The organism is Burkholderia theae, from assembly GCF_048565265.1.
Classification (GTDB): domain Bacteria; phylum Pseudomonadota; class Gammaproteobacteria; order Burkholderiales; family Burkholderiaceae; genus Burkholderia; species Burkholderia theae.
The window spans coordinates 3,105,361-3,126,529 of the sequence record NZ_CP183461.1 but is presented as its reverse complement, the minus strand read 5'-3'; the positions used below and the strand labels follow the sequence as shown (position 1 = coordinate 3,126,529).

At 67.2% G+C, this 21,169-nt stretch carries 20 protein-coding genes; 8 read left to right on the top strand and 12 right to left on the bottom strand.

Annotation, left to right across the window (positions count from 1 at the left end; all coding sequences use genetic code 11):
• Positions 1-17: 17 nt before the first annotated feature.
• From ACN22W_RS14740 to moaC, 5 genes are all read right to left on the bottom strand, one after another.
• Positions 18-1,223, bottom strand: coding sequence for a hypothetical protein (locus ACN22W_RS14740; RefSeq protein ID WP_419685250.1), 1,206 nt, complete (start codon positions 1,221-1,223; stop codon positions 18-20).
• A 258-nt stretch (positions 1,224-1,481) separates the two neighbouring features.
• Entirely contained in the window at positions 1,482-2,657 is a 1,176-nt protein-coding gene (locus ACN22W_RS14735) for a WD40/YVTN/BNR-like repeat-containing protein (protein WP_419687430.1), read from the bottom strand.
• Positions 2,658-2,736: 79 nt separating this feature from the next.
• Complete coding sequence (locus ACN22W_RS14730) at positions 2,737-3,684, bottom strand: hypothetical protein (protein ID WP_419685248.1); 948 nt, start codon at positions 3,682-3,684, stop codon at positions 2,737-2,739.
• On the bottom strand, positions 3,677-6,364 hold the full coding sequence (locus ACN22W_RS14725; RefSeq protein ID WP_419685246.1) for a type VI secretion system Vgr family protein: 2,688 nt from the start codon (positions 6,362-6,364) through the stop codon (positions 3,677-3,679). The genes ACN22W_RS14730 and ACN22W_RS14725 overlap by 8 nt, the downstream gene beginning before the upstream one ends.
• Positions 6,365-6,478: 114 nt before the next feature.
• Positions 6,479-6,967, bottom strand: coding sequence for a cyclic pyranopterin monophosphate synthase MoaC (gene moaC / locus ACN22W_RS14720; RefSeq protein ID WP_048242655.1), 489 nt, complete (start codon positions 6,965-6,967; stop codon positions 6,479-6,481).
• 178 nt (positions 6,968-7,145) lie between these two features.
• Here moaC and ACN22W_RS14715 point away from each other — a divergent pair, with 178 nt between their 5' ends.
• Positions 7,146-8,840 (top strand): M48 family metalloprotease, encoded by a 1,695-nt coding sequence (locus ACN22W_RS14715; protein ID WP_419685244.1) that lies wholly within the window; start codon positions 7,146-7,148, stop codon positions 8,838-8,840.
• Between the two features lie 39 nt (positions 8,841-8,879).
• Here ACN22W_RS14715 and ACN22W_RS14710 read toward each other — a convergent pair whose 3' ends face one another.
• The 6 genes from ACN22W_RS14710 to ACN22W_RS14685 form a co-directional block, all read right to left on the bottom strand.
• Positions 8,880-9,467: a DUF2946 family protein gene (locus ACN22W_RS14710; RefSeq protein ID WP_419685242.1), complete on the bottom strand. Its 588-nt coding sequence runs from the start codon at positions 9,465-9,467 to the stop codon at positions 8,880-8,882.
• On the bottom strand, positions 9,460-10,497 hold the full coding sequence (locus ACN22W_RS14705; protein WP_419685240.1) for a hydrolase: 1,038 nt from the start codon (positions 10,495-10,497) through the stop codon (positions 9,460-9,462). Before ACN22W_RS14705 ends, ACN22W_RS14710 begins: the two co-directional genes overlap by 8 nt.
• 34 nt (positions 10,498-10,531) lie before the next feature.
• Positions 10,532-10,978 (bottom strand): nuclear transport factor 2 family protein, encoded by a 447-nt coding sequence (locus tag ACN22W_RS14700; protein ID WP_419685238.1) that lies wholly within the window; start codon positions 10,976-10,978, stop codon positions 10,532-10,534.
• Between the two features lie 115 nt (positions 10,979-11,093).
• A complete protein-coding gene (waaF, locus tag ACN22W_RS14695; protein ID WP_027785312.1) occupies positions 11,094-12,131 on the bottom strand; it encodes a lipopolysaccharide heptosyltransferase II in 1,038 nt (345 codons plus the stop codon).
• Positions 12,132-12,271: 140 nt separating this feature from the next.
• The gene (locus tag ACN22W_RS14690) at positions 12,272-12,466 is read right to left on the bottom strand and encodes a zinc-finger domain-containing protein (protein ID WP_006749970.1); all 195 of its coding nucleotides are present in this window, start codon (positions 12,464-12,466) and stop codon (positions 12,272-12,274) included.
• A 50-nt stretch (positions 12,467-12,516) separates the two neighbouring features.
• Positions 12,517-13,440, bottom strand: a complete 924-nt coding sequence (locus ACN22W_RS14685; RefSeq protein ID WP_048242651.1) for a branched-chain amino acid transaminase — start codon at positions 13,438-13,440, stop codon at positions 12,517-12,519.
• 194 nt (positions 13,441-13,634) lie between these two features.
• On the opposite strand from ACN22W_RS14685, the gene ACN22W_RS14680 reads away from it, so the two are divergent.
• From ACN22W_RS14680 to ACN22W_RS14670, 3 genes are all read left to right on the top strand, one after another.
• On the top strand, positions 13,635-14,390 hold the full coding sequence (locus ACN22W_RS14680) for an AzlC family ABC transporter permease (protein ID WP_048242650.1): 756 nt from the start codon (positions 13,635-13,637) through the stop codon (positions 14,388-14,390).
• The gene (locus ACN22W_RS14675; RefSeq protein WP_059511805.1) at positions 14,387-14,710 is read left to right on the top strand and encodes an AzlD domain-containing protein; all 324 of its coding nucleotides are present in this window, start codon (positions 14,387-14,389) and stop codon (positions 14,708-14,710) included. Before ACN22W_RS14680 ends, ACN22W_RS14675 begins: the two co-directional genes overlap by 4 nt.
• Before the next feature lie 280 nt (positions 14,711-14,990).
• Entirely contained in the window at positions 14,991-16,187 is a 1,197-nt protein-coding gene (locus ACN22W_RS14670) for a phosphoglycerate kinase (RefSeq protein WP_419685226.1), read from the top strand.
• 157 nt (positions 16,188-16,344) lie between these two features.
• Here the strand turns inward: ACN22W_RS14670 and ACN22W_RS14665 are convergent, their stop codons facing one another.
• Positions 16,345-16,473 (bottom strand): hypothetical protein, encoded by a 129-nt coding sequence (locus ACN22W_RS14665; protein WP_021164118.1) that lies wholly within the window; start codon positions 16,471-16,473, stop codon positions 16,345-16,347.
• Here ACN22W_RS14665 and pyk point away from each other — a divergent pair.
• The 4 genes from pyk (at position 16,472) to purE (ending at position 21,151) form a co-directional block, all read left to right on the top strand.
• Positions 16,472-17,908: a pyruvate kinase gene (gene pyk, locus ACN22W_RS14660; protein WP_048242793.1), complete on the top strand. Its 1,437-nt coding sequence runs from the start codon at positions 16,472-16,474 to the stop codon at positions 17,906-17,908. The genes ACN22W_RS14665 and pyk overlap by 2 nt on opposite strands.
• A 328-nt stretch (positions 17,909-18,236) precedes the next feature.
• The gene (gene fba, locus ACN22W_RS14655) at positions 18,237-19,301 is read left to right on the top strand and encodes a class II fructose-bisphosphate aldolase (RefSeq protein WP_047898922.1); all 1,065 of its coding nucleotides are present in this window, start codon (positions 18,237-18,239) and stop codon (positions 19,299-19,301) included.
• 232 nt (positions 19,302-19,533) lie between these two features.
• Positions 19,534-20,424: a phosphoribosylaminoimidazolesuccinocarboxamide synthase gene (locus tag ACN22W_RS14650; protein WP_048242647.1), complete on the top strand. Its 891-nt coding sequence runs from the start codon at positions 19,534-19,536 to the stop codon at positions 20,422-20,424.
• Positions 20,425-20,629: 205 nt separating this feature from the next.
• Positions 20,630-21,151: a 5-(carboxyamino)imidazole ribonucleotide mutase gene (purE, locus tag ACN22W_RS14645; RefSeq protein WP_412023107.1), complete on the top strand. Its 522-nt coding sequence runs from the start codon at positions 20,630-20,632 to the stop codon at positions 21,149-21,151.
• The last annotated feature ends 18 nt before the right edge of the window (positions 21,152-21,169 follow it).

Genomic DNA, 21,169 nt, shown 5'->3' with positions numbered 1-21,169 from the left:
GCGCGCGCGCTCGATGCTCAGTGCTGCGGCATCAGGTTTGCACCGCGGCAGGCCGGTTCGGCCGCATTGTGCAGCCCGAGCATCGTGAACCCGTTGCGCTCCTGGCGAATCAGCGCATAGCGCCGCGCGATGGTTTCCCCGCTCTTGCCCGTCAGATCCAGTTCGACCTGAAAGCGGTCCTTGTTGTCCGCGCAGCCGCGCACGGGGCCGTACGCGAACCCGGTGTCGGGCGCCTTGCTTTCCGTGTTGAACGCTTGCCGCGCTTTCAGCGCGGCCGCGGCGTCGGCGGGATCGCTCCATTCGCGCGCCGGCGCATCGTCCACCTTCAACCATTCGTCGACGAAATCGCGACCGTTGAGCGCCACGGGCTGCACGCGTTGCACGGTATCGCCGTCGACGCGGTAGCGGAAAATGCCGGGCCGCGTCATCACGTCGCTGTCGAGCGAGCCGACCGTCGTGCGCAGCTCGAAGCCGTCGGGGCGCACCTTGAAGCGGAGCGCGTTGTCGTCGAGTACGTAGCCGTGCTCGGTATGGAACAGCGTACGTTGCGCGGCCGAGCCGTTTGCCGGTGCGATCACGTCCGCACCGAACCGGCTCCAGCGCGACGAGCACCACGGCGTGCCGTGGACGACCGCGACCTGGCCGCCGGGCAGCGCCGAGAACCAGAAGCCGCCGCCGTAGGCGCCGCCGATGTCCTTGTAGTCGTCGGCCTGCCAGCGCAGCACGCGCCGCCAGCCGCCGTTTTCCCATGCGTACGCGGTGAGCAGGTTGTCGTCGCCGCATGCGATGTCGAAGCCGGCGCGCACGAACAGGAGTGGGCGGGACGTGCCGCCGCGTTCGACGTCGACGTCCGGATTGCGACCGAACGCCGATTCGCCGTTTTTCGGCTGGACGGATTGGGCCGGCACGCCGAGCGCGGCCGCGAGTGTGTGTTTCAGCGCAGCCGGTTCGACGTGTTCGTCGCTGCACGCGAGCCGCGCGTCGATCGCGCCGACGAGCGCCTGCTTGTATGCGCGAAGCGCGTCGCGCAGCGGCGGCGAGATATCGACGTTGCCGCCGCCGTCACCTTGCGGATTGCGGACCTGCTGGACGCGCTGTTGCGCGTCGATTGCCGCGCGCGCGGCGGTGTCGGCGGCGGGGCAGGTGCCGGCGGCGAACGCGGCGGCCGGTGCGGCGCAGACGATGGAGAGCGCCAGTGTCGCGCGGGTCAGCATTTTTTTCATCTAAGCTTTTTTTCGCTCTTTTATTCGTTCACGACGGAAAGCGTCTGGCCGGATACCTAACCGGAATCGAGACCCGATGCGGAATCGCGTGAAGCTTGAGCAGTTCGGCCGGACGCGACGAACGGAGCCTTCGATCCAGGACGCGCTGTCAGCCGTTGCGTGCGTTGCCATCGTGCGCACGATATCTCGCTGCGGCCCGGGATCGTCACGATCGCGCTGCCGCAGCGAGGGCCGGTCGCCGAGACTTCCGGCGCGTGGTCAGAAGGTCCGCTTCTTCAGCGTGAATGCGTGCAGCCAGTACAACGTGTTGGTCTGCGCGTCGAAGTAGCCGCCTTGAGCGGTCTTGTCGGTCGTTTGATCCCACGACTTGCCGGCGTTGGTGCTGCTGAACGTCAGGTCGATCGGTGCGCCGCCACCGCGGCCGTCACTGCCCGTGTTCGGGTCGGTGGCATAGACGAGCAGGAGGCCGTCGCGACCGACGCTCAGGCTGTCGAGCCTGAGTTTCTCGTCGAAGGTGCGTAGTTGCTGCACCGAATCGGGATGATCGCTCGTCCACGTGGAAATGGCGCCCGTGCGGCGGCCATTGTCGCGAACCTCGCCGTTCTGCGGCTTGTCGAGGCGCGACAGCGCGTACAGCGAATAGCGTGATGTCGGCCCCGGCGTGGTGTCGAGGGCGGTGACAACCTGGCCCGGCAACACGGTATCCGTCACGAACGCGTGCTGCTCCCAGTCGAGCCGGTCGATCACGCTGTGCGCCGGTGCGTCGGCCGTCTGAGCGACGGAGTACGCGATGCGCAGCACGCCGTCAGGGCCAAGACTGATTGCATTGAAATTCTTGCGCGCCTTGCCGGCGACATGCGCATCGGCCGGCACGTCAATCGCCTGCCACGTGTTTCCGCTGTCGGATGTCCGCCATACGCGCGGCCCCCAGCCGATCGCGTAGCCGCGCTGCGGATCGATGAAGAGCAGCCGGCCGATGTTCTGGCCTTCGGGCCATTGAAGCTGCGCCCATGTCTGGCCGCCATTGGTCGACTTCCACAGCTTCGTGGTTTGCGGCGCGTCGCCGCCTTGCGCCTCGGGGGCTTTGTAGTTCATCCACGACGTACTGATGAACTGAACGGACCAGTCCGGCGAGTACCACCAGGCGGCGTTTTGGCCGACCTGCTGGAAATGGCGTTTCATCCCGCCGTCGACGGTTCCCCGGAAGAAGCTGATCGTCATGCGGTTCAGCAATTCGCCGGTGTCGTTCATCCACGCTTCGGTCGGCTCGGCCCGCTGCGGTTCGTTCGATTCGGCGGTGGGCTTGAACGTCACCTCGGGATTGGCGAGCTTGACGCTCATGACGTCATTGCCCTTGATACGGAAGTTGCCGCCGCCGTACGGCGTGTCGTCCCGCATGAAGCTTGTCGAAATCGTCTCCCAGCCCGTCGTCATATTCACGTACCCGTATGTTGCAATGGCCAGGGCAACGAGGCCCCCGGCGATCCATTTCCAGCGCTTGTGTTTTTGCATGTTACTTTTTCAGCAAACGATCCAGCGCGCGGCTGACTTCTTCGGATGTGTCGGAGCCCCACTCGCGCGCCTTGTCGACCGCGTCGTTGCCCCATTCGCGTGCCTTGTCGACCGCATCGGAGCTCCAATCGCGTGCCTTCTGTTTGGCGACGGGGATCCCGGCGTCCCATGCCTGCTTGAGCGTGCGCCCATCACCCCATTCCTGCATGTTGGGCCGCTTGCCAATCTTCACCAGATCCTCGACCGGCAGGCCGGCCAGCCCGCCGTCCAGATAAGCCAATGGGTGCGTGACGAAGGCGAAGGTCTTGAATGTTTCCCCGCCCTGGTCCACTTCCAGTTCGTATTGTTCCACCTGCATCGAGAGCTCGCCGTTGCCCGGTTTCGCACTCTGGAATGCGATCAGGTCTCCCTGCATGTTCTGCTGCAGCCCGATCTCGATGTATCTCTGAAGCCACCACCGGGCGCTTTCAAGCCATTTCTTTCCTTTTGGCGTGAGGGTGGGATAGAGATTGGCGCCGTAATCCGAGCAATAGTAATAGCCGTAACTCACATAGTAGTCGGGCGGTTTATGCCCGCACCCGATATGGCGCATCATGAAATTGCCGTGGCGCGACCAGTCGGAATCCTTGCTGCGCACTTCGATCAGCTTCTCTCGCCGATGCAGCAGGCGGCGGGCGACTTCCTTGTCTTTCCACGGATCCCATGAGGTGGCGAATTTCTTGACGGTCTCCCATGCACTCGACTTGCTGACCTTCTCGACCGTTTGCCAGTACTCGCCGTGCAGCGGCTGGTAGTAGAACGGGCAGGTGCCGACGATGGAATCGGCAGCCGGCGTTACATGCTTGTCGCAGATATTGATATCGACCTTCGGCCGATCCTTGTACCCCGTCGGCGTCAGCATCCCCGAACCGGCGCCCAGTACGTTCTTGTCCTGTTGTCCGTCAGCCATTCGATTTCCCTAGAAACTTGACGACGACGTCATGCGGCACGTGGCTCTGCGTGAGCCCCGTCTCTCCCGCCGCGTTGGTGACGCCTTCCGAGAGCAGCTTGCCGTTCGAGAACATCTGGTACCGCGTGTTCGCGACCGGAATGTCGGTGCCGGCCCAGTGCGCGATGAACGCCTGATCGTAGTTGCCGGTCGAGTTCGGCAGCGTCGGCATGGTTTGCGACAGGTGCGTGGGACTGCTGAACGCGTGCTGCGCACCCTTGATGTCGATCTTGCCGGGCGCGTGCACTTCGATGTTGCCGTCCGCGATGCGGATGTAGGCGCCGCCGGACGTCAGCAGGATTTCCTTCGCCGCGGCGCCTTCGATCGACTCGGTGACCGCCATCAGCTTCAGCGCCTTCTGCGCGGTCAGCTCGATGTTGTCCGCGTGCGCCTGGACTTCGACCTTGCCCTTGCCGGCGAACAGTTTCATGCCCGCGTTCTGCGCGAACAGGCTGATCCGGTCGAGGACGCTCGCGATCAGCGACTTCCCGGCGGCGACGTGCGTGCTTTGCCCGCTGACGAGGTTGATGTGCTGGTCCGCGACGAGCTGCGTGGACTGCTGCGTGGAGATGCCGATGCCGGCCGGGCTGCCGAACAGCATCACCGGCTCCTTGAACGCATTGGCGCTGCCGGTTCCGCCGCCGGCGGTTCGGCCGCCCGATGCACTGCCGCTCACGCTGTTTTGCGTCGCGTCGGTGAACTGCTTCAGCGCCGCGTGGCCGGGGTCGAGCGACTCGCCCTGATGCTGTGCGCTGACATCCGACATCGCCTCCATCAGGCCTTCCGCGCGAACGAGTTGCTGTTGCGTCTCTTCGACGTCGAGCGGTTGGCTTGCCGGCTGTTTCGGATACGTCGTGACGTACAGGCCGCGGTTCGCGCGCACGGCACCGTATGCGTCGGACCGCAGGTCGAAGCCGCTGCCGAGATAGTTGCCGCGGTTGTTGCCCGTGTGGTCGATCAGGTAGCCGAGGTGCAGGTGTGCGTTGGTCTGGCTGCTGTACAGGTGCACGCGGTTCTGCGACGTCGCGTCGTCGAGTACCAACTGGTTGTAGCCGGCGCCCGCATATTCCCTGGACCGGTATCCGGACAGGATCCCGTTGGTGTGCCACTGCGGGCTCGTCGCGCCGTTGTACACCTTGCCGACGATGATCGGGCGATCGCAGTCGCCGCCGACGAAATCGACCAGCACCTCCTCGCCGCCGCGGTGCGGGTGAACGGCGCCATAGCCGTTGCCCGAATCCGACGACACGGCGCGCAGCCAGCACGACGCTTTCTCGTCGCCGTCGTTGAGGCGGTCCCAATGGAAGCGGACCTTGACCCGGTTGAGTTCGTCGGTGTGGACTTCCTCGCCTTGCGGTGCGACGACGATCGCCGATTGCAGGTGCATCGGCGGTTTCGCGTGGTCGAGCGGGCTGCGGAACGGTACCGTCGTGCGCTGTGCTTCGACGCTGATCCGGAAAAAACCTTCGCTGCCGTCAGGATGGCGAACGCGCGACGGGTCGTCGCCGCCGGCCTGCACGATGCGGCCGATCTCGGCCTGCAGGCTGTGCGGGAACGCGGCCTGCCCGTCGGCGACGGGCAGATTGTTGACGATGATCCATGCGGTCTCGATCACGGCGAATTCGCGCTGGCCGGCATCGTCCTTGTCGTGTTCGGGGTGATCCGCGAACTCGAACGTGCGTCCCGCATCCATGCGCCGCACGCCGCCGACGCCGTGAAAGCGCTTCGCGTGCGACTCCTGCTCCTCCATCCAGATCTTCGACAGATGGTCGCCGCGAGACTGCTCGGGGTAGGTGTAGCCGCCCGTGTATTCGTAGACTTCGAGTTGCTGCGGCAGGTCTCCCTGGTTCGCGATCGTCGGCGTATGGGTCGCTTTCGGATTCGACGCGGTGGGCGGCTGCTTGTAGTCGAACGTGCGCGTGGTGCGCGCGACGCTTCGCAGCGTACGCGTACCGGAGAACTGGACGAGCGTGTCGGCCTCGTCGCCCGTGCCGGCGTGATGAAAGCGCACGGTGCGCGGCGACAGCGCGGGCAACGCGTCGATGCGGTCGACGATGACGAGCTGATGCGACTTGCCGTCCTTGTCCTGTTCCCAGAAGCCGTACAGGCCTTCCGATTCCATCAGGCGATGCACGAAATTCCAGTCGTCTTCGTATTGCATGCAGAACGAGCGGGGCGGCAGCGGCTGGTAGAGCTTGAAGGTGAAGCGACCCTTGGCCTGCGGATGCTGGTTCAGCACGTCGGCGATGATGTCGTCCGCGGCCCGGTCCTGCCAGATGCGCTGATCGCGGCGGAACTTCAGGAAGTGCAGGAACGACGCGAAGACGATCTGATAGTGCGTGACGCCGCTGTCCGATCCGAGCCGGCGGGCGGTATGCACGTAGCCGTGGTGCGGCGCGTACGACTGGTCGGCCTGCTGGATCCACAGCGTGACCGGCTGCGCGATCAGTTTCTTGAGTTCGAGGTTGTCGGTCACCGAGACGGTATCGACAGTGAAATCGAAATGTCGCCCGAGCCGCGATCGTCCCTTGACGCGATGCGGCAGCAGGACGTCGGGGCCGAGCGGCGTATCCAGTTTGACAAGCCGTTCATGCTGAACCGGACCGCCCAGCAATGCGCTTCTTAACGCTTGTGAATTCATCACCAGTGCTCGCTCTTTTTGTGCTGGTTCGCACGCTCTCTCGTGCGGAATTCAGTAATTGTATGAGATAACCGGGTTTATCCCGAATTTGCCGGCTGGCGGCGTCCCGGCCGTTCAACCCGCGACGTCTTCCGCCTTCCAGTCTCCCGACTTGCCGCCGCGCTTTTCCCGCACGCTCACATCGGTGATCACCATCCCGCGATCGACGGCCTTGCACATGTCGTAGACGGTCAGCAGCCCGACCTGCACGGCGGTCAGCGCTTCCATCTCGACGCCGGTGCGGCCGAACGTTTCGACCTGCACGACGCAGTGGACGCCCGGCAGCGTGTCGTCGAGTTCGAAGTCGACGGCCACGCGCGTCAGCGCGAGCGGGTGGCACAGCGGAATGAGGTCGGCCGTGCGTTTGGCGCCCTGGATGGCCGCGATGCGCGCGACGCCGAGCACGTCGCCTTTCTTGGCCTTGCCGTCGCGGATCAGCGCGAACGTGGCCGGCAGCATCCGGATCGTGCCGCGCGCGATCGCGATGCGCTGGGTTTCCTGCTTGCCGCCGACGTCGACCATGTGCGCATGGCCGGCGGCATCGAAATGGGTGAGTCCTGACATGTCATGCTCCGTCTCAACGGGCGCCTATCATAGCAGCGGCGTTCGCGTCGCCGGGGGCGCAGATGACGCATGCGCGGCACGAGACAGTCGTCGCGGCGCCGGTACAATGACCCGAATATTCAGACCAAACGCCGCGATGCGCGCCCGGCGCGCGGGACGGCGTCGTTTTCATCCTGCCATGCGTGTCAAACAGTTGCTTGCCGTGTCGCTGTCGGCGGCGCTCGCGCTACCGCCGAGCGGCCATGCGCAGAGCGCGTCCGCGCCGCCGCTCGAGACGGCGACCGGCGATGCCCGGTCGATTTCCACCGTGCCGTCCGGCATCGCGACCGGCGTTTTCGGCACCTACGGCGGCGCGGAGAGCCGGTTTTCGGACACGGGCGGCGCGTCGGCGCCGGCCGCGAGCCTGCGCGCGCCGCTTCGCGCGCTCGAGCTGCCCGACCTCGGCGACGGCTCCGGCGGTTCACTGACGCCGCGGGCCGAGCGCCGGCTCGGCGAGCGCGTGATGCGCGAAGTGCGGCGCGACCCCGACTATCTCGACGACTGGCTCGTACGCGACTACCTGAATGCGATGGCCGCCCGGCTCGCCGCCGCGGCGGCCGCGCGCTTCATCGGCGGCTATACGCCGGACTTCGACCTGTTCCCGGTGCGCGATCCGCGGATCAACGCGTTCTCGATGCCGGGCGGCTTCATCGGAATCAACAGCGGGCTCGTCGTCACGACGCAGACGGAGTCGGAGCTCGCATCGGTGGTCGGTCACGAGATGGGGCACGTGCTGCAGCGGCACATCGCACGGATGATCGGCGCGAGCGAGAAGACGGGCTACACGGCGCTCGCGACGATGCTGCTCGGCGTGCTGGCCGGCGTACTCGCGAGAAGCGGGGATCTCGGCAGCGCGATCGCCGTGGGTGGGCAGGCGTATGCGGTGGACAACCAGCTGCGCTTCTCGCGTTCGGCCGAGCGCGAGGCCGATCGCGTCGGCTTCCAGCTGCTGGCGGGCGCGGGCTACGACCCGTACGGGATGCCGGGCTTCTTCGAACGGCTCGACCGCGCGTCGATGGGCGATGCGGGCGTGCCGGCCTATGCACGCACGCACCCGCTGACTGGCGAGCGGATCGCCGACATGGAGGATCGCGCGCGCCGCGCGCCGTACCGGCAGCCGCGCCAGTCGGCCGAATACGGGTTCGTGCGCGCGCGGCTGCGCGTCCTGCAGAACCGCGCGCCGACCGACATCGCGGCCGAAGCGCGCCGGATGCAGCTCGAGATCGACGACCGCACGGCGCCGAACGTCGCGGCGAACTGGTACGGCATCGCGCTCGCGAACGCGCTGCTCGGCGAGTACGACGCGGCAGACAAGGCGCTCGCGGCGGCACGCGGCGCATTCGATGCGCGCGAGCGGCGCGACAACGATCCCGCGACCAGCTCGCCGAGCCTCGACGTGCTGGCCGCCGACAGCGCGCGCCGCGCGGGCCGGACCGACGACGCGGTGCGGCTCGCGGCGCTCGCGCAGCGGCGCTGGCCGGCGTCGCACGCGGCGATCGTCGCGCACCTGCAGGCGCTGATCGCCGCGCGCCGTTTCGCCGACGCGCAGGCGCTCGCCCGCACGCAGGCGAAGGCCGATCCCGAGCAGCCGGACTGGTGGGACTATCTCGCGAAGGCGAGCGACGGCAAGGGCGACGTGCTCGCGCGGCGCCGCGCGCTCGCGGAGAAACTCGCGCTCGACGGCGCATGGCCGGCGGCGATTCGCCAGTTGAAGGAAGCACGCGACGCGAAGGACGTGTCGTTCTACGAGCAGTCGATCATCGGCGCGCGGCTGCTGGAATTCGAGGCGCGCTACAAGGAAGAGCGCGAGGACGACAAGAACGGCCGCGGCTAGCGGCCCGTGCACGGCGAACGCGGGAAGGGCGGCTGCGGGTCAGTTGCCGCCGTCGACCGCGTCGCGTGCCTGTCGTGCGGGACTCGCGACGTAGCCGAACCGAGCGGGCACGTCCGCGCAGACGATGGTGTCGAGCGGCAGCGTGCGGCCGTCGCGCCAGCGCAGCGCGGGCGGCGCGGCATCGAAATCCGCGTGATCAGCGAACAGCCCGAGGTCGTGGTCGTGCAGTGCCGCGATGCGCGGCGGCGTGCCCGCATCGCGGAACAGCACGCCGCCTCCGTCGTCGAGCCAGGCTTCGTCCGGTTCGAACGGCGCGCCCGTCTGGTCGGTGAGCGCGAGCTGCCCGTCGCGCTCGGCGAGCCGGACGACCCACGGCGTATAGGCGAGCTCGACGTACACGCGCTGCGGCCCGTTCTGGAAGAACCACTGGCCCAGCGCGTCGCATTCGTAGTTGCGGCCGATGAACGCGTTCAGCGCCGCATGCCGGATCGGCGAGCCGAGCTCGCCGGCCGCCTGCGCCGCGTCGTCGCGCAGCCGCCATTCGCCGCGCCGGTCGAGCAGCAACCAGCCGGTGCAATGCGGCACGTTCGGCCATTTGGCGAGCGCCTGCCTGACGATGTCATCCATGGTCGACGAATTTCGAGCAATAGCCGAACACCCGCGCCGACAGCCAGTCGAGGCGGCCGGGGAACGGCCCGGTCATGAATCCCGCGTGTCCACCTGCCGCGGGCTGGTCGAGCTCGACGGTCGGCGATACGTCGGCCGGGCCCGGTAGCGCCGATTCGGGCAGGAACGGGTCGTTGCGGGCGTTGAGGATCAGCGTCGGCACGTCGATTGCGGGCAGCAGCGGCCGCGTCGTCGCCTTCGTCCAGTAGTCGTCGGCGTCCGCGAAACCGTGCAGCGGCGCGGTCACGATCTCGTCGAAGTCGCGCATCGTCACGGCCTGCAGCATCGCGTCGCGGTCGAACAGCCCCGGATACTGTTCGAGCTTCGTGAGCGCCTTGCGCTTGAGCGTCTTCAGGAAGCTGCGCGTGTAGACCATCGCGAACCCCTGCGACAGTGCGCGGCCGCCTGCGTGCACGTCGAGCGGCGTCGAGATCGCGGCGGCCGCCCGCAGGATCGACGTATCGCTGCGATGCTCGCCGAGCCAGCGCAGCAGCACGTTGCCGCCGAGCGACACGCCGGCCGCGACCAGCGGCCCGCGATGCTGCGCGGCGAGCCGGCGCAGGATCCAGTCGACCTCGGCGCTGTCGGCGAGATGGTAGAAACGCGGCTGGCGGTTGATCTCGCCGCTGCAACTGCGGAAGTTCGGCACGACGGCGTGCCAGCCTTTCGCGCGCGCGGCGGCCATCATCGCGAGCGCGTAGTGCGAGCCGGAACTGCCTTCGAGGCCGTGGAACAGCACGAATAGCGGCGCATCGGGCGGCGGCGCCGCGCTGTCGAGATGGGCGACCCAGTCGAGATCGATGAAGTCGTGATCGGGCGTTTCCCATCGCTCTCGCCGGTATGCGACAGCCGGACGCCGCGCGAACAGCGCGGGCACGATGGTTTGCGCATGGCTGTTCGGTAGCCAGCGTGGTGCGCGATAGCGCAATGTGTCGTCGTCCGGGGCAGATGCCCCGGTCAGCGACGAGGTGGGCGGAGAAGCCGTACTCATGATCGCCCCGCGTATGCGTTGCTTCGTCTTTTCGTCAGTGCAGCGGGCCCTGCCCATGACGGATCTTCGCGGCGAACTGCCCGGCCGCTTGTTCGGGAATCGGGCTCGCGTGGATGTGCGCGATGCGCCACTCGCCACGTTCGTGGATCATCACGTACGTCGCGAAAACCAAGTCGGGTTCGGCCGTCAGGTCGGCCTGCTGATGCGCCTCGGCGATCGTATAGACGACCGTGCCGAGGCTGTCGTACACGCGGATGTCGAGCGGTTCGATCGTCACCGGGCGCGTCGCGAGCCGGTTGGCGAGCCCGCTGCGGATCTGGTCGAGGCCGTGCAGATGCTCGCCGTCCGCCCACACGCAGCTGGCGAAATCCTCGTCGATCCACAACGCCAGCAGCGCGTCGAGATTGGCATCCGCGACGGCCTGATAGTAGGCGTTCAGCGTATCGGCAGCGGCTTCGAAGAGGCGGGCAAAACGTGGCATCGGGGTTATCTCTCGCGCGCGTCGCGCGCCGTATTCAGCACGGCGGCCCGGATGGGGCCGCCGTACACCGGTGAATCGGATTGCCCGGCGCGTCGTGCGACGCTGCCGGTCAGGGTCAGCGCTGCCCGACGAGCATGCCGCGCAAATCGCCGAATACCTGCTCGGGACCGAGTTCGCGCAGGCACTTCAGATGGCCGAGCGGGCACTCGCGTTCGAAGCAGGGACTGCATTCGAGATGCAGCCATTGTACCTTCGCCAGGTCCGACAGCGGAGGGGTGTGGCGCGGATCGGTCGATCCGTACAGCGCGACGAGCGGCCGGCGCAGCGCGGCGGCGACGTGCATCAGCCCCGAATCGTTGGTGACGACCGCGTTCGCGCGCGCGATCAGCGCGCACGCCTCGGACAGCGACGTCTGCCCGCACAGGTTGCGCACGTTCGGCGCGTGGTCGGCGATCGCCTGCGCGGCCGCGGCATCCTTCTGCGAGCCGAGCGCGACGATCTGCGTGTACGGGAACGACTGGTGCACGATCGTCGCGAGCGACGCGAAGTGCTCGGGCGGCCAGCGCTTGGCCGGGCCGTATTCGGCGCCCGGGCAGAACACGACGAGCGGCTTGCGTGTATCGAGATTGAAACGCGCGGACACGCGCGCCGTTTCGTTCAGGTCGGCGTCGAGGCGCGGCGCGGGCAGCGTCTTCATCGACTCGGGCAGCTTCGCGCCCGGCGCGTACGCGAGCGCCGCGTAGTGGGTCGTCATCGGCGGCCGCTCGCCCGACTTGGTCGGGTTCGCGTGCCGCACGTTCAGCAGCCCGTAGCGGTGCTCGCCCGTGTAGCCGATCCGCAGCGGGATGTTCGCAAGCCACGGGATCACCGCGGACTTCAGCGAATTCGGCAGCACGTACGCCGCGTCGTAGCCGACGTCGCGCAGGTCGCTCGCGAGCTGCCAGCGGCGCAGCAGCTGCAGCTTGCCGTGCGCGAGATCGGTCGCGTAGACATCGTGGATCTCGGGCATCCGCTCGAGCACGGGCGCGACCCACGAGGGCGCGACGGCATCGATCGCGATGCGGGGATGGAGTTTCTTCAGCAGCGCAAAAAGCGGCTGCGCCATCAATGCGTCACCGATCCAATTCGGTGCGATAACCAGCGCTCGACGCATCAGGTCGACTTCCGATGTCGTAATGAAGCACGGCGCGCGGGCGCCGCGTTCGGGTTGCCAGAATGGAGAAGGGCGGCGCGCCGGGCATCCGGCTGCGCCGCCTCGCGAGTCGGCGGGCCCGCGGGCCCGGCCGCCCGGGCTCAGTGGCCCTTGACGACCTCGCCGTCGCGCAGCTTGTAGCGCGTGCCGCAGTACGGGCAGCGTGCCTCGCCGTGAGAGACGTCGATGAAGACGCGCGGGTGCGCGCTCCAGCGCGCCATGGCCGGGTTCGGGCAGTACGCGGGAAGATCCTTGGCCGTCAGCTCGACCAGCGGCATTTCCTTGATTTCACTCATGAGACTTTCTCTTATCACTCTTTTGTGGGGCGGTCGGGGGCGCGGCGCGCTCAGACCTTCGTCAGCCAGTGCGCGTACTTCGCGTTCTTGCCCGTCACGATATCGAAAAACGCCGACTGGAGCTTTTCCGTGACGGGGCCGCGCGCGCCGCTGCCGATCGTACGGTTGTCGAGCTCGCGGATCGGCGTGACTTCAGCGGCGGTGCCGGTGAAGAACGCTTCGTCGGCCGTGTAGACCTCGTCGCGCGTGATGCGCTTCTCGATCACCTCGATGCCGGCATCCTTCGCGAGCGTGATGATCGTGTCGCGCGTGATGCCGTCGAGGCACGACGACAGGTCGGGCGTGTACAGCTTGCCGTTGTTCACCAGGAAGAAGTTCTCGCCGGAGCCTTCCGACACGTAGCCGTCGACGTCGAGCAGCAGCGCTTCGTCGTAGCCGTCGGCCGTCGCTTCCTGGTTCGCCAGGATCGAGTTCACGTACCAGCCCGACGCCTTCGCGCGCACCATCGACACGTTCACGTGGTGGCGCGTGAACGACGACGTCTTCACGCGGATACCCTTCGCGAGGCCGTCCTCGCCGAGGTATGCACCCCACGGCCACGCGGCGATCGCGACGTGGATCGTGTTGCCCTTCGCCGACACGCCGAGCTTTTCCGAGCCGACCCAGATGATCGGGCGCAGGTAGCCCGACTCGAGCTTGTTCTCGCGCACGACTTCGAGCTGCGCGGCTTCGAGCGTTTCACGGTCGAACGGCACGTCCATCTGGAAGATCTTCGCCGAATTCAGCAGACGTTTCGTGTGCTCGCGCAGGCGGAAGATCGCCGTGCTGCCGTCGGCCGCCTTGTACGCGCGCACGCCCTCGAAGACGCCCATGCCGTAGTGCAGCGTGTGGGTCAGGACGTGGATCTTGGCGTCGCGCCAGTCGATCAGCTTGCCGTCCATCCAGATCTTGCCGTCGCGGTCGGCCATTGACATAGGATTCTCCTGGGATGCGGTTGTGTGCAGCGTTGAGCCGGAAAGACGCTTATTTTAGCGTCATTTGGAGACGATCCGGTCGGCCGGCGCGGGGCCGGCGCTATAATCGCCCGGTACCGATTCCAATAACGATGGGGCGTACCGGCAGGAGGCGCCGGCGTCCCGACGAACCGCCCGCTGCGGCCCGCTTTCCCATGCTCGCTCGATTGTCCGCCACCGACCGCTTCGCGCTGATCCAGGGCGCGCGCGACTATTCCCCGACACTGATGGCGATCCTGTCCTGGGGGCTCGTCACCGGCATCGCGATGAGCAAGTCGGTCATGACGCTCGGGCAGGCGAGCGCGATGTCGCTGCTCGTCTACGCGGGCTCGTCGCAGCTCGCGGTGCTGCCGCTCCTCGCGGCGAAGCTGCCGATCTGGACCGTGCTGCTCACGGCCGCGATGGTCAACACGCGCTTCGTGATCTTCAGCGCCGGGCTTGCTCCCCATTTTTCCTACCTGCCGCTGTGGCGGCGTCTCGCGATCGGCTATTTCAATGGCGACGTGATCTACCTGCTGTTCCAGAAGCAGGGCTTCGCATACGGCCAGGTGCCGGGCAAGGAAGCGTATTTCTGGGGGATGGCGCTCGCGAGCTGGGTGTCGTGGCAGGTGTCGTCGCTCGCCGGCATCCTGCTCGCGAGCTTCTTCCCCGCGAGCTGGGGCCTCGAGCTGGCCGGCACGCTCGCGCTGATCCCGATCATGGTGTCGGCGGTCGCGAACCGCTCGACGCTCGCGGCCGTCGCGGTCGCGGGCATCGTGTCGCTCGTCGCGTTCGACCTGCCGTACCGGCTCGCGCTGCCGCTGGCGGTGCTCGCCGCGCTCGCGGCCGGCTGCTCGGCCGATTTCTTCGTCGAACGGGCCGACTGGCGGCGCATCCGCACCGAAACCGTGCACGAAAAGGAGATCGAATGAGCGCGACGGAGATCTGGATCGTCATCGTCGGGATGACGATCGTCACGGCTGTCACGCGCGCGCTGTTCCTGATCGGCGGCGAGCGCACCGTGCTGCCCGAACGCGCGCAGCGCGCGCTGCGCTACGCGCCGGCGGCCGCGCTCGTCGCCGTCGTGCTGCCCGACGTGCTCGAAACGCCCGCCGGGCTGTCGTTCGCGCTGTCCAACCATCCGTTCTACGCGGCGCTCGCCGGCCTCGGCTGGTTTTTGTGGCGGCGCAGCATGCTCGGTACGATCGTCGTCGGGATGCTCGTCTTCACCGTGCTGCGCCTGATCTTCTGATGGGCCGCCGTTCCGGCCGGCCGGGCGCCTGCCGCCCGCGCGGGTGCATTGCTGCATTGCGGCAATGTGTCCGTTCCCGCACGCGATCCCAAATAGGCGGAATTCGCCGCCGCACGGGTCAGTCTGCCGGGTGGATCGGCTAGAATGCCCGTTCGAGATTTTTTACCCGTGCGCGTCATGCGAACCGCCAGCCACGGCCGCATCCGGCGCCCTTTCGCGGCAGCCCGCGCACATCCAGCGTGAACCCCCTTTCCCCATCCACTACTTCAATCTGTTCAACATGAGCCAAGTCAAGCGTCTTACCGACCTGATCGCCGCCGGCCAGCTCGCCGGCAAGCGGGTGTTCATCCGCGCCGACCTGAACGTCCCGCAGGACGACCAGGGCAACATCACCGAGGACACCCGCGTGCGCGCGTCCGTGCCGGCCATCCAGGCCGCGCTCGACGCCGGCGCGGCCGTGATGGTCACGTCGCACCTCGGCCGTCCGACCGAAGGCGAATTCAAGCCGGAAGACTCGCTCGCGCCCGTCGCGAAGCGCCTCGCCGAGCTGCTCGGCCGCGACGTGCCGCTCGTCTCGAACTGGGTCGAAAACGGCGTGAACGTTGCGCCGGGCCAGGTCGTGCTGCTCGAGAACTGCCGCGTGAACAAGGGCGAGAAGAAGAATTCGGACGAGCTCGCGCAGAAGATGGCGAAGCTCTGCGACGTGTACGTGAACGACGCGTTCGGCACCGCGCACCGCGCGGAAGCGACCACGCACGGGATCGCGAAGTACGCGCCGGTCGCGTGCGCGGGCCCGCTGCTGGCCGCCGAACTCGACGCGCTCGGCAAGGCGCTCGGCAACCCGGCCCGCCCGCTGGTGGCGATCGTCGCCGGCTCGAAGGTGTCGACCAAGCTGACGATCCTGAAGTCGCTGGCCGAGAAGGTCGACCAGCTGATCGTCGGCGGCGGCATCGCGAACACGTTCATGCTCGCGGCCGGTCTGCCGATCGGCAAGTCGCTCGCGGAAACCGACCTCGTCGGCGACGCGAAGGCGATCATCGACGAAGCGCGCAAGCGCGGCGCGTCGGTGCCGATCCCGACCGACGTCGTGACGGCCAAGGAATTCTCGCCGACGGCCGTGGCCACGGTGAAGCAGGTCGCCGACATCGAAGCGGACGACATGATCCTCGACATCGGCCCGGATACCGCCAAGGCGCTCGCGAGCCAGCTCGAGAAGGCCGGCACGATCGTGTGGAACGGCCCGGTCGGCGTGTTCGAGTTCGACCAGTTCGGCAACGGCACCAAGACGCTCGCGGAAGCGATCGCCAAGTCTTCCGCGTTCTCGATCGCGGGCGGCGGCGACACGCTCGCGGCCATCGCGAAGTACGGCATCCACGACCAGGTCAGCTACATCTCGACGGGCGGCGGCGCCTTCCTCGAGTTCCTCGAGGGGAAGAAGCTGCCGGCGGTGGAAGTGCTCGAAACGCGGGCGGCCTGAGCGTGGCGGCGCGCGCAGGGGTGACGAAGGCCGCGCGCTCCGCGAAAGCGGAGCAGCCGGCCGGCGCGGGCAAGCGCAAACGCGCGCCCGCGCGGGCGAACACCGCCCCGCGCGCACCGGCGGCCGCCGGCGACGCGGCCGTGCAGCACCACGAAATTCAGAACAAAGCGATGCCGGGCGCAAGCACCGGCACGCCCCCCGGAACGGCCGCCGCTGGGCCCGCCGCTTCCGGCTCTCGCAGCGTTTCACCCAGCGCATCCACCTTGATCCAGATGAGGAGTTTCATGCAGCGCGCCACCAAGATAGTCGCCACGATCGGCCCGGCTTCCAGTTCGCCGGAGATTCTGCTGCAGATGATGCAGGCGGGCCTCGACGTCGTGCGGCTCAATTTTTCGCACGGCACGGCCGACGATCACCGCCAGCGCGCCGAGATGGTGCGCGAGGCCGCCCGCAAGGTCGGCCGCGAGATCGCGATCATGGCCGACCTCCAGGGCCCGAAGATCCGCGTCGGCAAGTTCGAGAACGGCAAGACCACGCTCGTGCCGGGGCAGCCGTTCATCCTCGACGCGGCTTGCGAGCTCGGCAACGACGAGCGCGTCGGCCTCGACTACAAGGAACTGCCGCGCGACCTGCGCCCGGGCGACCTGCTGCTGCTGAACGACGGCCTGATCGTGCTGACCGTCGAGCGCGTGCTCGGCGACGAGATCCACACGACCGTCAAGGTGGGCGGCGAGCTGTCGAACAACAAGGGGATCAACCGCCAGGGCGGCGGCCTGTCGGCGCCCGCGCTGACGGCGAAGGACATGGAAGACATCCGCACCGCGATGTCGCTCGGCGCGGACCTCGTCGCGGTGTCGTTCCCGAAGAACGCGACCGACATGGAAATGGCGCGTCAGCTCGCGAACATCGCGGGTGCGCCGTACGGCATCAAGCCGAAGATGATCGCGAAGATCGAGCGCGCGGAGGCGATCCCGGCGCTGCAGAGCATCCTCGACGCGTCCGACGGCATCATGGTCGCGCGCGGCGACCTCGCGGTGGAAGTGGGCAACGCGGCCGTGCCGGCGCTGCAGAAGCGGATGATCCGGATGGCGCGCGAGTCGAACAAGCTCGTGATCACCGCGACGCAGATGATGGAATCGATGATCTACGCGCCCGTGCCGACCCGCGCGGAAGTGTCGGACGTCGCGAACGCGGTGCTCGACGGCACTGACGCGGTGATGCTGTCGGCCGAGACGGCTGCCGGCAAGTACCCGGTCGTCACGATCGAGACGATGGCGGCTGTGTGCGTCGAGGCGGAAAAGTCGGAGCACGTCGAGCTGGACAAGGATTTCCTCGACCGCACGTTCACGCGCATCGACCAGTCGATCGCGATGGGCGCGCTGTTCACCGCGTACCACCTGGGCGCGAAGGCGATCATCGCGCTGACCGAATCGGGCGCGACCGCGCTGTGGATGTCGCGTCACTACACGCACGTGCCGATCTTCGCGCTGACGCCGCGGGTCGGCAGCGAGCGCACGATGGCGCTGTACCGCAACGTGACGCCGCTGCACGTCGAATTCAACAGCGACCGCGACTCGGCGCTGCAGGCGGCGCTCGAGATCGTCGTCAAGCAAGGTTACGTGCAGCACGGCGACATGGTCGTGCTGACCGTCGGCGAGCCGATGGGGCAGGCGGGCGGCACCAACACGCTGAAGATCGTGCGGGTCGGCGAGCACTATTGAGCGCCGATTGAGCACCTGACCGGCCTGCGGGCCGGCGGGTCGGCGGTCCGGCGATCCGGTCGACCCCATTCGATCGGGCACTGTTTTTCACGCAAAAGCCGCGCGGGGTCCGAAGCCCCGCGCGGCTTTTTTCTCTTTTTTGCCCGAATTGTGCCGTGCGAACGTAACAAATTGCGAGTGGGCGTCACCGGGCGGTCGGAATCGGAGGCGCTTCGCGATAAAATGCGGCTATTCGACGCTCAGCCGCGCCGCGCCACCCCGGTTTGACCGGGAGCGAGCGCCGCGCCGGCGTCAGGGCGCACCGGTTTTCATTCCAAGGAGTTCCACAATGCCTCTCGTATCAATGCGTCAATTGCTGGACCACGCGGCAGAGCACGGTTACGGCCTGCCGGCCTTCAACGTGAACAACCTGGAGCAGGTCCAGGCGATCATGGCTGCGGCGGACCAGGTCGGCGCGCCCGTGATCATGCAGGCATCGGCCGGCGCGCGTAAGTACGCGGGCGAGCCGTTCCTGCGCCACCTGATCGAAGCAGCGGTCGAGTCGTACCCGCACATCCCGGTCGTGATGCACCAGGATCACGGCCAGTCGCCGGCCGTCTGCATGGGCGCGATCCGCAGCGGCTTCACGAGCGTGATGATGGACGGTTCGCTCGAAGCCGACGGCAAGACGGTCGCGTCGTACGAGTACAACGTCGACGTGTCGCGCAAGGTCGTCGAGATGGCGCACTCGATCGGCGTGACGGTCGAAGCCGAACTCGGCGTGCTCGGCTCGCTCGAGACGATGAAGGGCGACAAGGAAGACGGCCATGGCGCGGAAGGCACGATGACCCGCGAGCAGCTGCTGACCGATCCGGAGCAGGCCGCCGACTTCGTGAAGCTGACGCAGTGCGATGCGCTCGCGATCGCGATCGGCACGTCGCACGGCGCGTACAAGTTCTCGAAGAAGCCGACGGGCGACATCCTGTCGATCCAGCGCATCAAGGAAATCCACGCACGCATCCCGAACACGCACCTCGTGATGCACGGTTCGTCGTCGGTGCCGCAGGAACTGCTGGCCGAGATCCGCGAATTCGGCGGCGACATGAAGGAAACCTACGGCGTGCCGGTCGAGGAAATCCAGGAAGGCATCAAGCACGGCGTGCGCAAGATCAACATCGACACCGACCTGCGTCTCGCGATCACCGGCGCGATCCGTCGTTACCTGTTCGAGAACCCGGGCAAGTTCGATCCGCGCGACTACCTGAAGCCCGCGCGCGAAGCGGCGAAGCAGGTTTGCGTCGACCGTTACCTCGCGTTCGGCTGCGAAGGCCAGGCCGGCAAGATCAAGCCGGTGTCGCTCGACAAGATCGCCGAGCAGTACAAGTCCGGCGCGCTCGCGCAGGTCGTGCGCTGAGACTGTAGTACGATTGCCCCGCCCGAATCTTCCGCAAGGCAGGGGCGGGCAGCCAGGCCGGACTTGATCCGGCCCCAGGCAGCCGTACCGTCCGGCCGAACGAGGGCCGGCCGGCAGCCGCCCGGGCGCAGTCGCCCGGCCGGTTCGCCGACGTATTGCAAGACCGCCGTTCCCGCCTGCCGCGGGGAACGGCGTTTCCCTTTTTGTTTGGCTCCTTATCTGCGAAAAGACGATGTCTACCCTTTACGAATCCACGCTCCGCTCGCTGCCGCTCCTCGGTCGCGGCAAGGTCCGCGATAACTACGCGGTCGGCAACGACAAGCTCCTGATCGTCACGACCGACCGCCTGTCGGCATTCGACGTGGTGATGGGCGAGCCGATTCCGAACAAGGGCCGCGTGCTGAACCAGATGGCGAACTTCTGGTTCGACAAGCTCGCGCACATCGTGCCGAACCACCTGACGGGCGACGCGCCGGAAGCAGTTGTCGCGGCCGACGAGGTCGAGCAGGTGACGGGCCGCGGCGTGGTCGTCAAGCGCCTCGAGCCGATCATGATCGAGGCGGTCGTGCGCGGCTACCTGGCCGGCAGCGGCTGGAAGGAATACCAGGCGTCGGGCGCCGTGTGCGGCGTGCAGCTGCCGGAAGGCCTGCAGAACGCGCAGAAGCTGCCCGAGCCGATCTTCACGCCGGCCGCGAAGGCCGAGATGGGCGAGCACGACGAGAACATCACGTTCGAGGAAACCGAGCGCCGCATCGGCACCGAGCTGGCCGCGACGATCCGCGACATCTCGATCAAGCTGTACAAGGAAGCGGCCGACTACGCGGCGACGCGCGGCATCATCATCGCCGACACGAAGTTCGAATTCGGCCTCGACAACCACGGCAGGCTGTTCCTGATGGACGAAGTGCTGACGGCCGATTCGTCGCGCTTCTGGCCGGCCGACCAGTATCAGGTCGGTACGAACCCGCCGTCGTTCGACAAGCAGTTCGTGCGCGACTGGCTCGAGGCGCAGCCGTGGGGCAAGACGGCACCGGCGCCGGCGCTGCCGGCCGACGTCGTCGAGAAGACGGCCGCGAAGTACCAGGAAGCGCTCGAGCGCATCACGGGCCAGTCGCTCGCCTGAGCGAGCTTTGGATGGGACCGGAGTGAGTGCTGAACGCCAACTCTGGTCGACCGCCGTGGGGCTGGAGTAAGCGCTGAAGCGCCAACTCCAGCCAGCCACGGCATGGGACCGGAGTAAGTGCTAAAGCACTAACTCCGGTCGACCGCTTTGCATGGGACCAGAGTAAGCGCTAAAGCGCTAACTCTGGTCGACAGGAAATAACGAAATGAGTGAAGTCCAGACCGCCCACACGCACAACGCGCCGCTCATCGGCGTGCTGATGGGTTCGAGTTCCGACTGGGACGTGATGAAGCACGCGGTAGCGATCCTGCAGGAATTCGGCGTGCCGTACGAAGCGAAGGTCGTGTCCGCGCACCGGATGCCCGACGAGATGTTCGACTATGCGGAGAAGGCGCGCGAGCGCGGGCTGCGCGCGATCATCGCGGGCGCCGGCGGTGCCGCACACCTGCCCGGCATGCTCGCCGCGAAAACCACGGTGCCGGTGCTCGGCGTGCCGGTCGCGAGCAAGTATCTGAAGGGTGTCGATTCGCTGCACTCGATCGTGCAGATGCCGAAGGGCGTGCCGGTCGCGACGTTCGCGATCGGCGAGGCCGGCGCCGCGAATGCCGCGCTGTTCGCGGTGTCGATCCTGTCCGGCACGTCGGTCGACTACGCGAACCGGCTCGCCGCGTTCCGCGTGCGCCAGAACGAAGCCGCGCACGCAATGGTGCTGCCGCCGCTGGAATGACGGCGCACCGGCGGCCGC

Bases quoted from the DNA above. Each gene is read 5' to 3' on its own strand.
- ACN22W_RS14740 (WP_419685250.1), bottom strand. From the start codon at position 1,223: ATGAAAAAAATGCTGACCCGCGCGACACTGGCGCTCTCCATCGTCTGC.
- ACN22W_RS14735 (WP_419687430.1), bottom strand. From the start codon at position 2,657: ATGACGACGGGCTGGGAGACGATTTCGACAAGCTTCATGCGGGACGAC.
- ACN22W_RS14730 (WP_419685248.1), bottom strand. From the start codon at position 3,684: ATGGCTGACGGACAACAGGACAAGAACGTACTGGGCGCCGGTTCGGGG.
- ACN22W_RS14725 (WP_419685246.1), bottom strand. From the start codon at position 6,364: ATGAATTCACAAGCGTTAAGAAGCGCATTGCTGGGCGGTCCGGTTCAG.
- moaC (WP_048242655.1), bottom strand. From the start codon at position 6,967: ATGTCAGGACTCACCCATTTCGATGCCGCCGGCCATGCGCACATGGTC.
- ACN22W_RS14715 (WP_419685244.1), top strand. From the start codon at position 7,146: ATGCGTGTCAAACAGTTGCTTGCCGTGTCGCTGTCGGCGGCGCTCGCG.
- ACN22W_RS14710 (WP_419685242.1), bottom strand. From the start codon at position 9,467: ATGGATGACATCGTCAGGCAGGCGCTCGCCAAATGGCCGAACGTGCCG.
- ACN22W_RS14705 (WP_419685240.1), bottom strand. From the start codon at position 10,497: ATGAGTACGGCTTCTCCGCCCACCTCGTCGCTGACCGGGGCATCTGCC.
- ACN22W_RS14700 (WP_419685238.1), bottom strand. From the start codon at position 10,978: ATGCCACGTTTTGCCCGCCTCTTCGAAGCCGCTGCCGATACGCTGAAC.
- waaF (WP_027785312.1), bottom strand. From the start codon at position 12,131: ATGCGTCGAGCGCTGGTTATCGCACCGAATTGGATCGGTGACGCATTG.
- ACN22W_RS14690 (WP_006749970.1), bottom strand. From the start codon at position 12,466: ATGAGTGAAATCAAGGAAATGCCGCTGGTCGAGCTGACGGCCAAGGAT.
- ACN22W_RS14685 (WP_048242651.1), bottom strand. From the start codon at position 13,440: ATGTCAATGGCCGACCGCGACGGCAAGATCTGGATGGACGGCAAGCTG.
- ACN22W_RS14680 (WP_048242650.1), top strand. From the start codon at position 13,635: ATGCTCGCTCGATTGTCCGCCACCGACCGCTTCGCGCTGATCCAGGGC.
- ACN22W_RS14675 (WP_059511805.1), top strand. From the start codon at position 14,387: ATGAGCGCGACGGAGATCTGGATCGTCATCGTCGGGATGACGATCGTC.
- ACN22W_RS14670 (WP_419685226.1), top strand. From the start codon at position 14,991: ATGAGCCAAGTCAAGCGTCTTACCGACCTGATCGCCGCCGGCCAGCTC.
- pyk (WP_048242793.1), top strand. From the start codon at position 16,472: ATGCAGCGCGCCACCAAGATAGTCGCCACGATCGGCCCGGCTTCCAGT.
- ACN22W_RS14665 (WP_021164118.1), bottom strand. From the start codon at position 16,473: ATGAAACTCCTCATCTGGATCAAGGTGGATGCGCTGGGTGAAACGCTG.
- fba (WP_047898922.1), top strand. From the start codon at position 18,237: ATGCCTCTCGTATCAATGCGTCAATTGCTGGACCACGCGGCAGAGCAC.
- ACN22W_RS14650 (WP_048242647.1), top strand. From the start codon at position 19,534: ATGTCTACCCTTTACGAATCCACGCTCCGCTCGCTGCCGCTCCTCGGT.
- purE (WP_412023107.1), top strand. From the start codon at position 20,630: ATGAGTGAAGTCCAGACCGCCCACACGCACAACGCGCCGCTCATCGGC.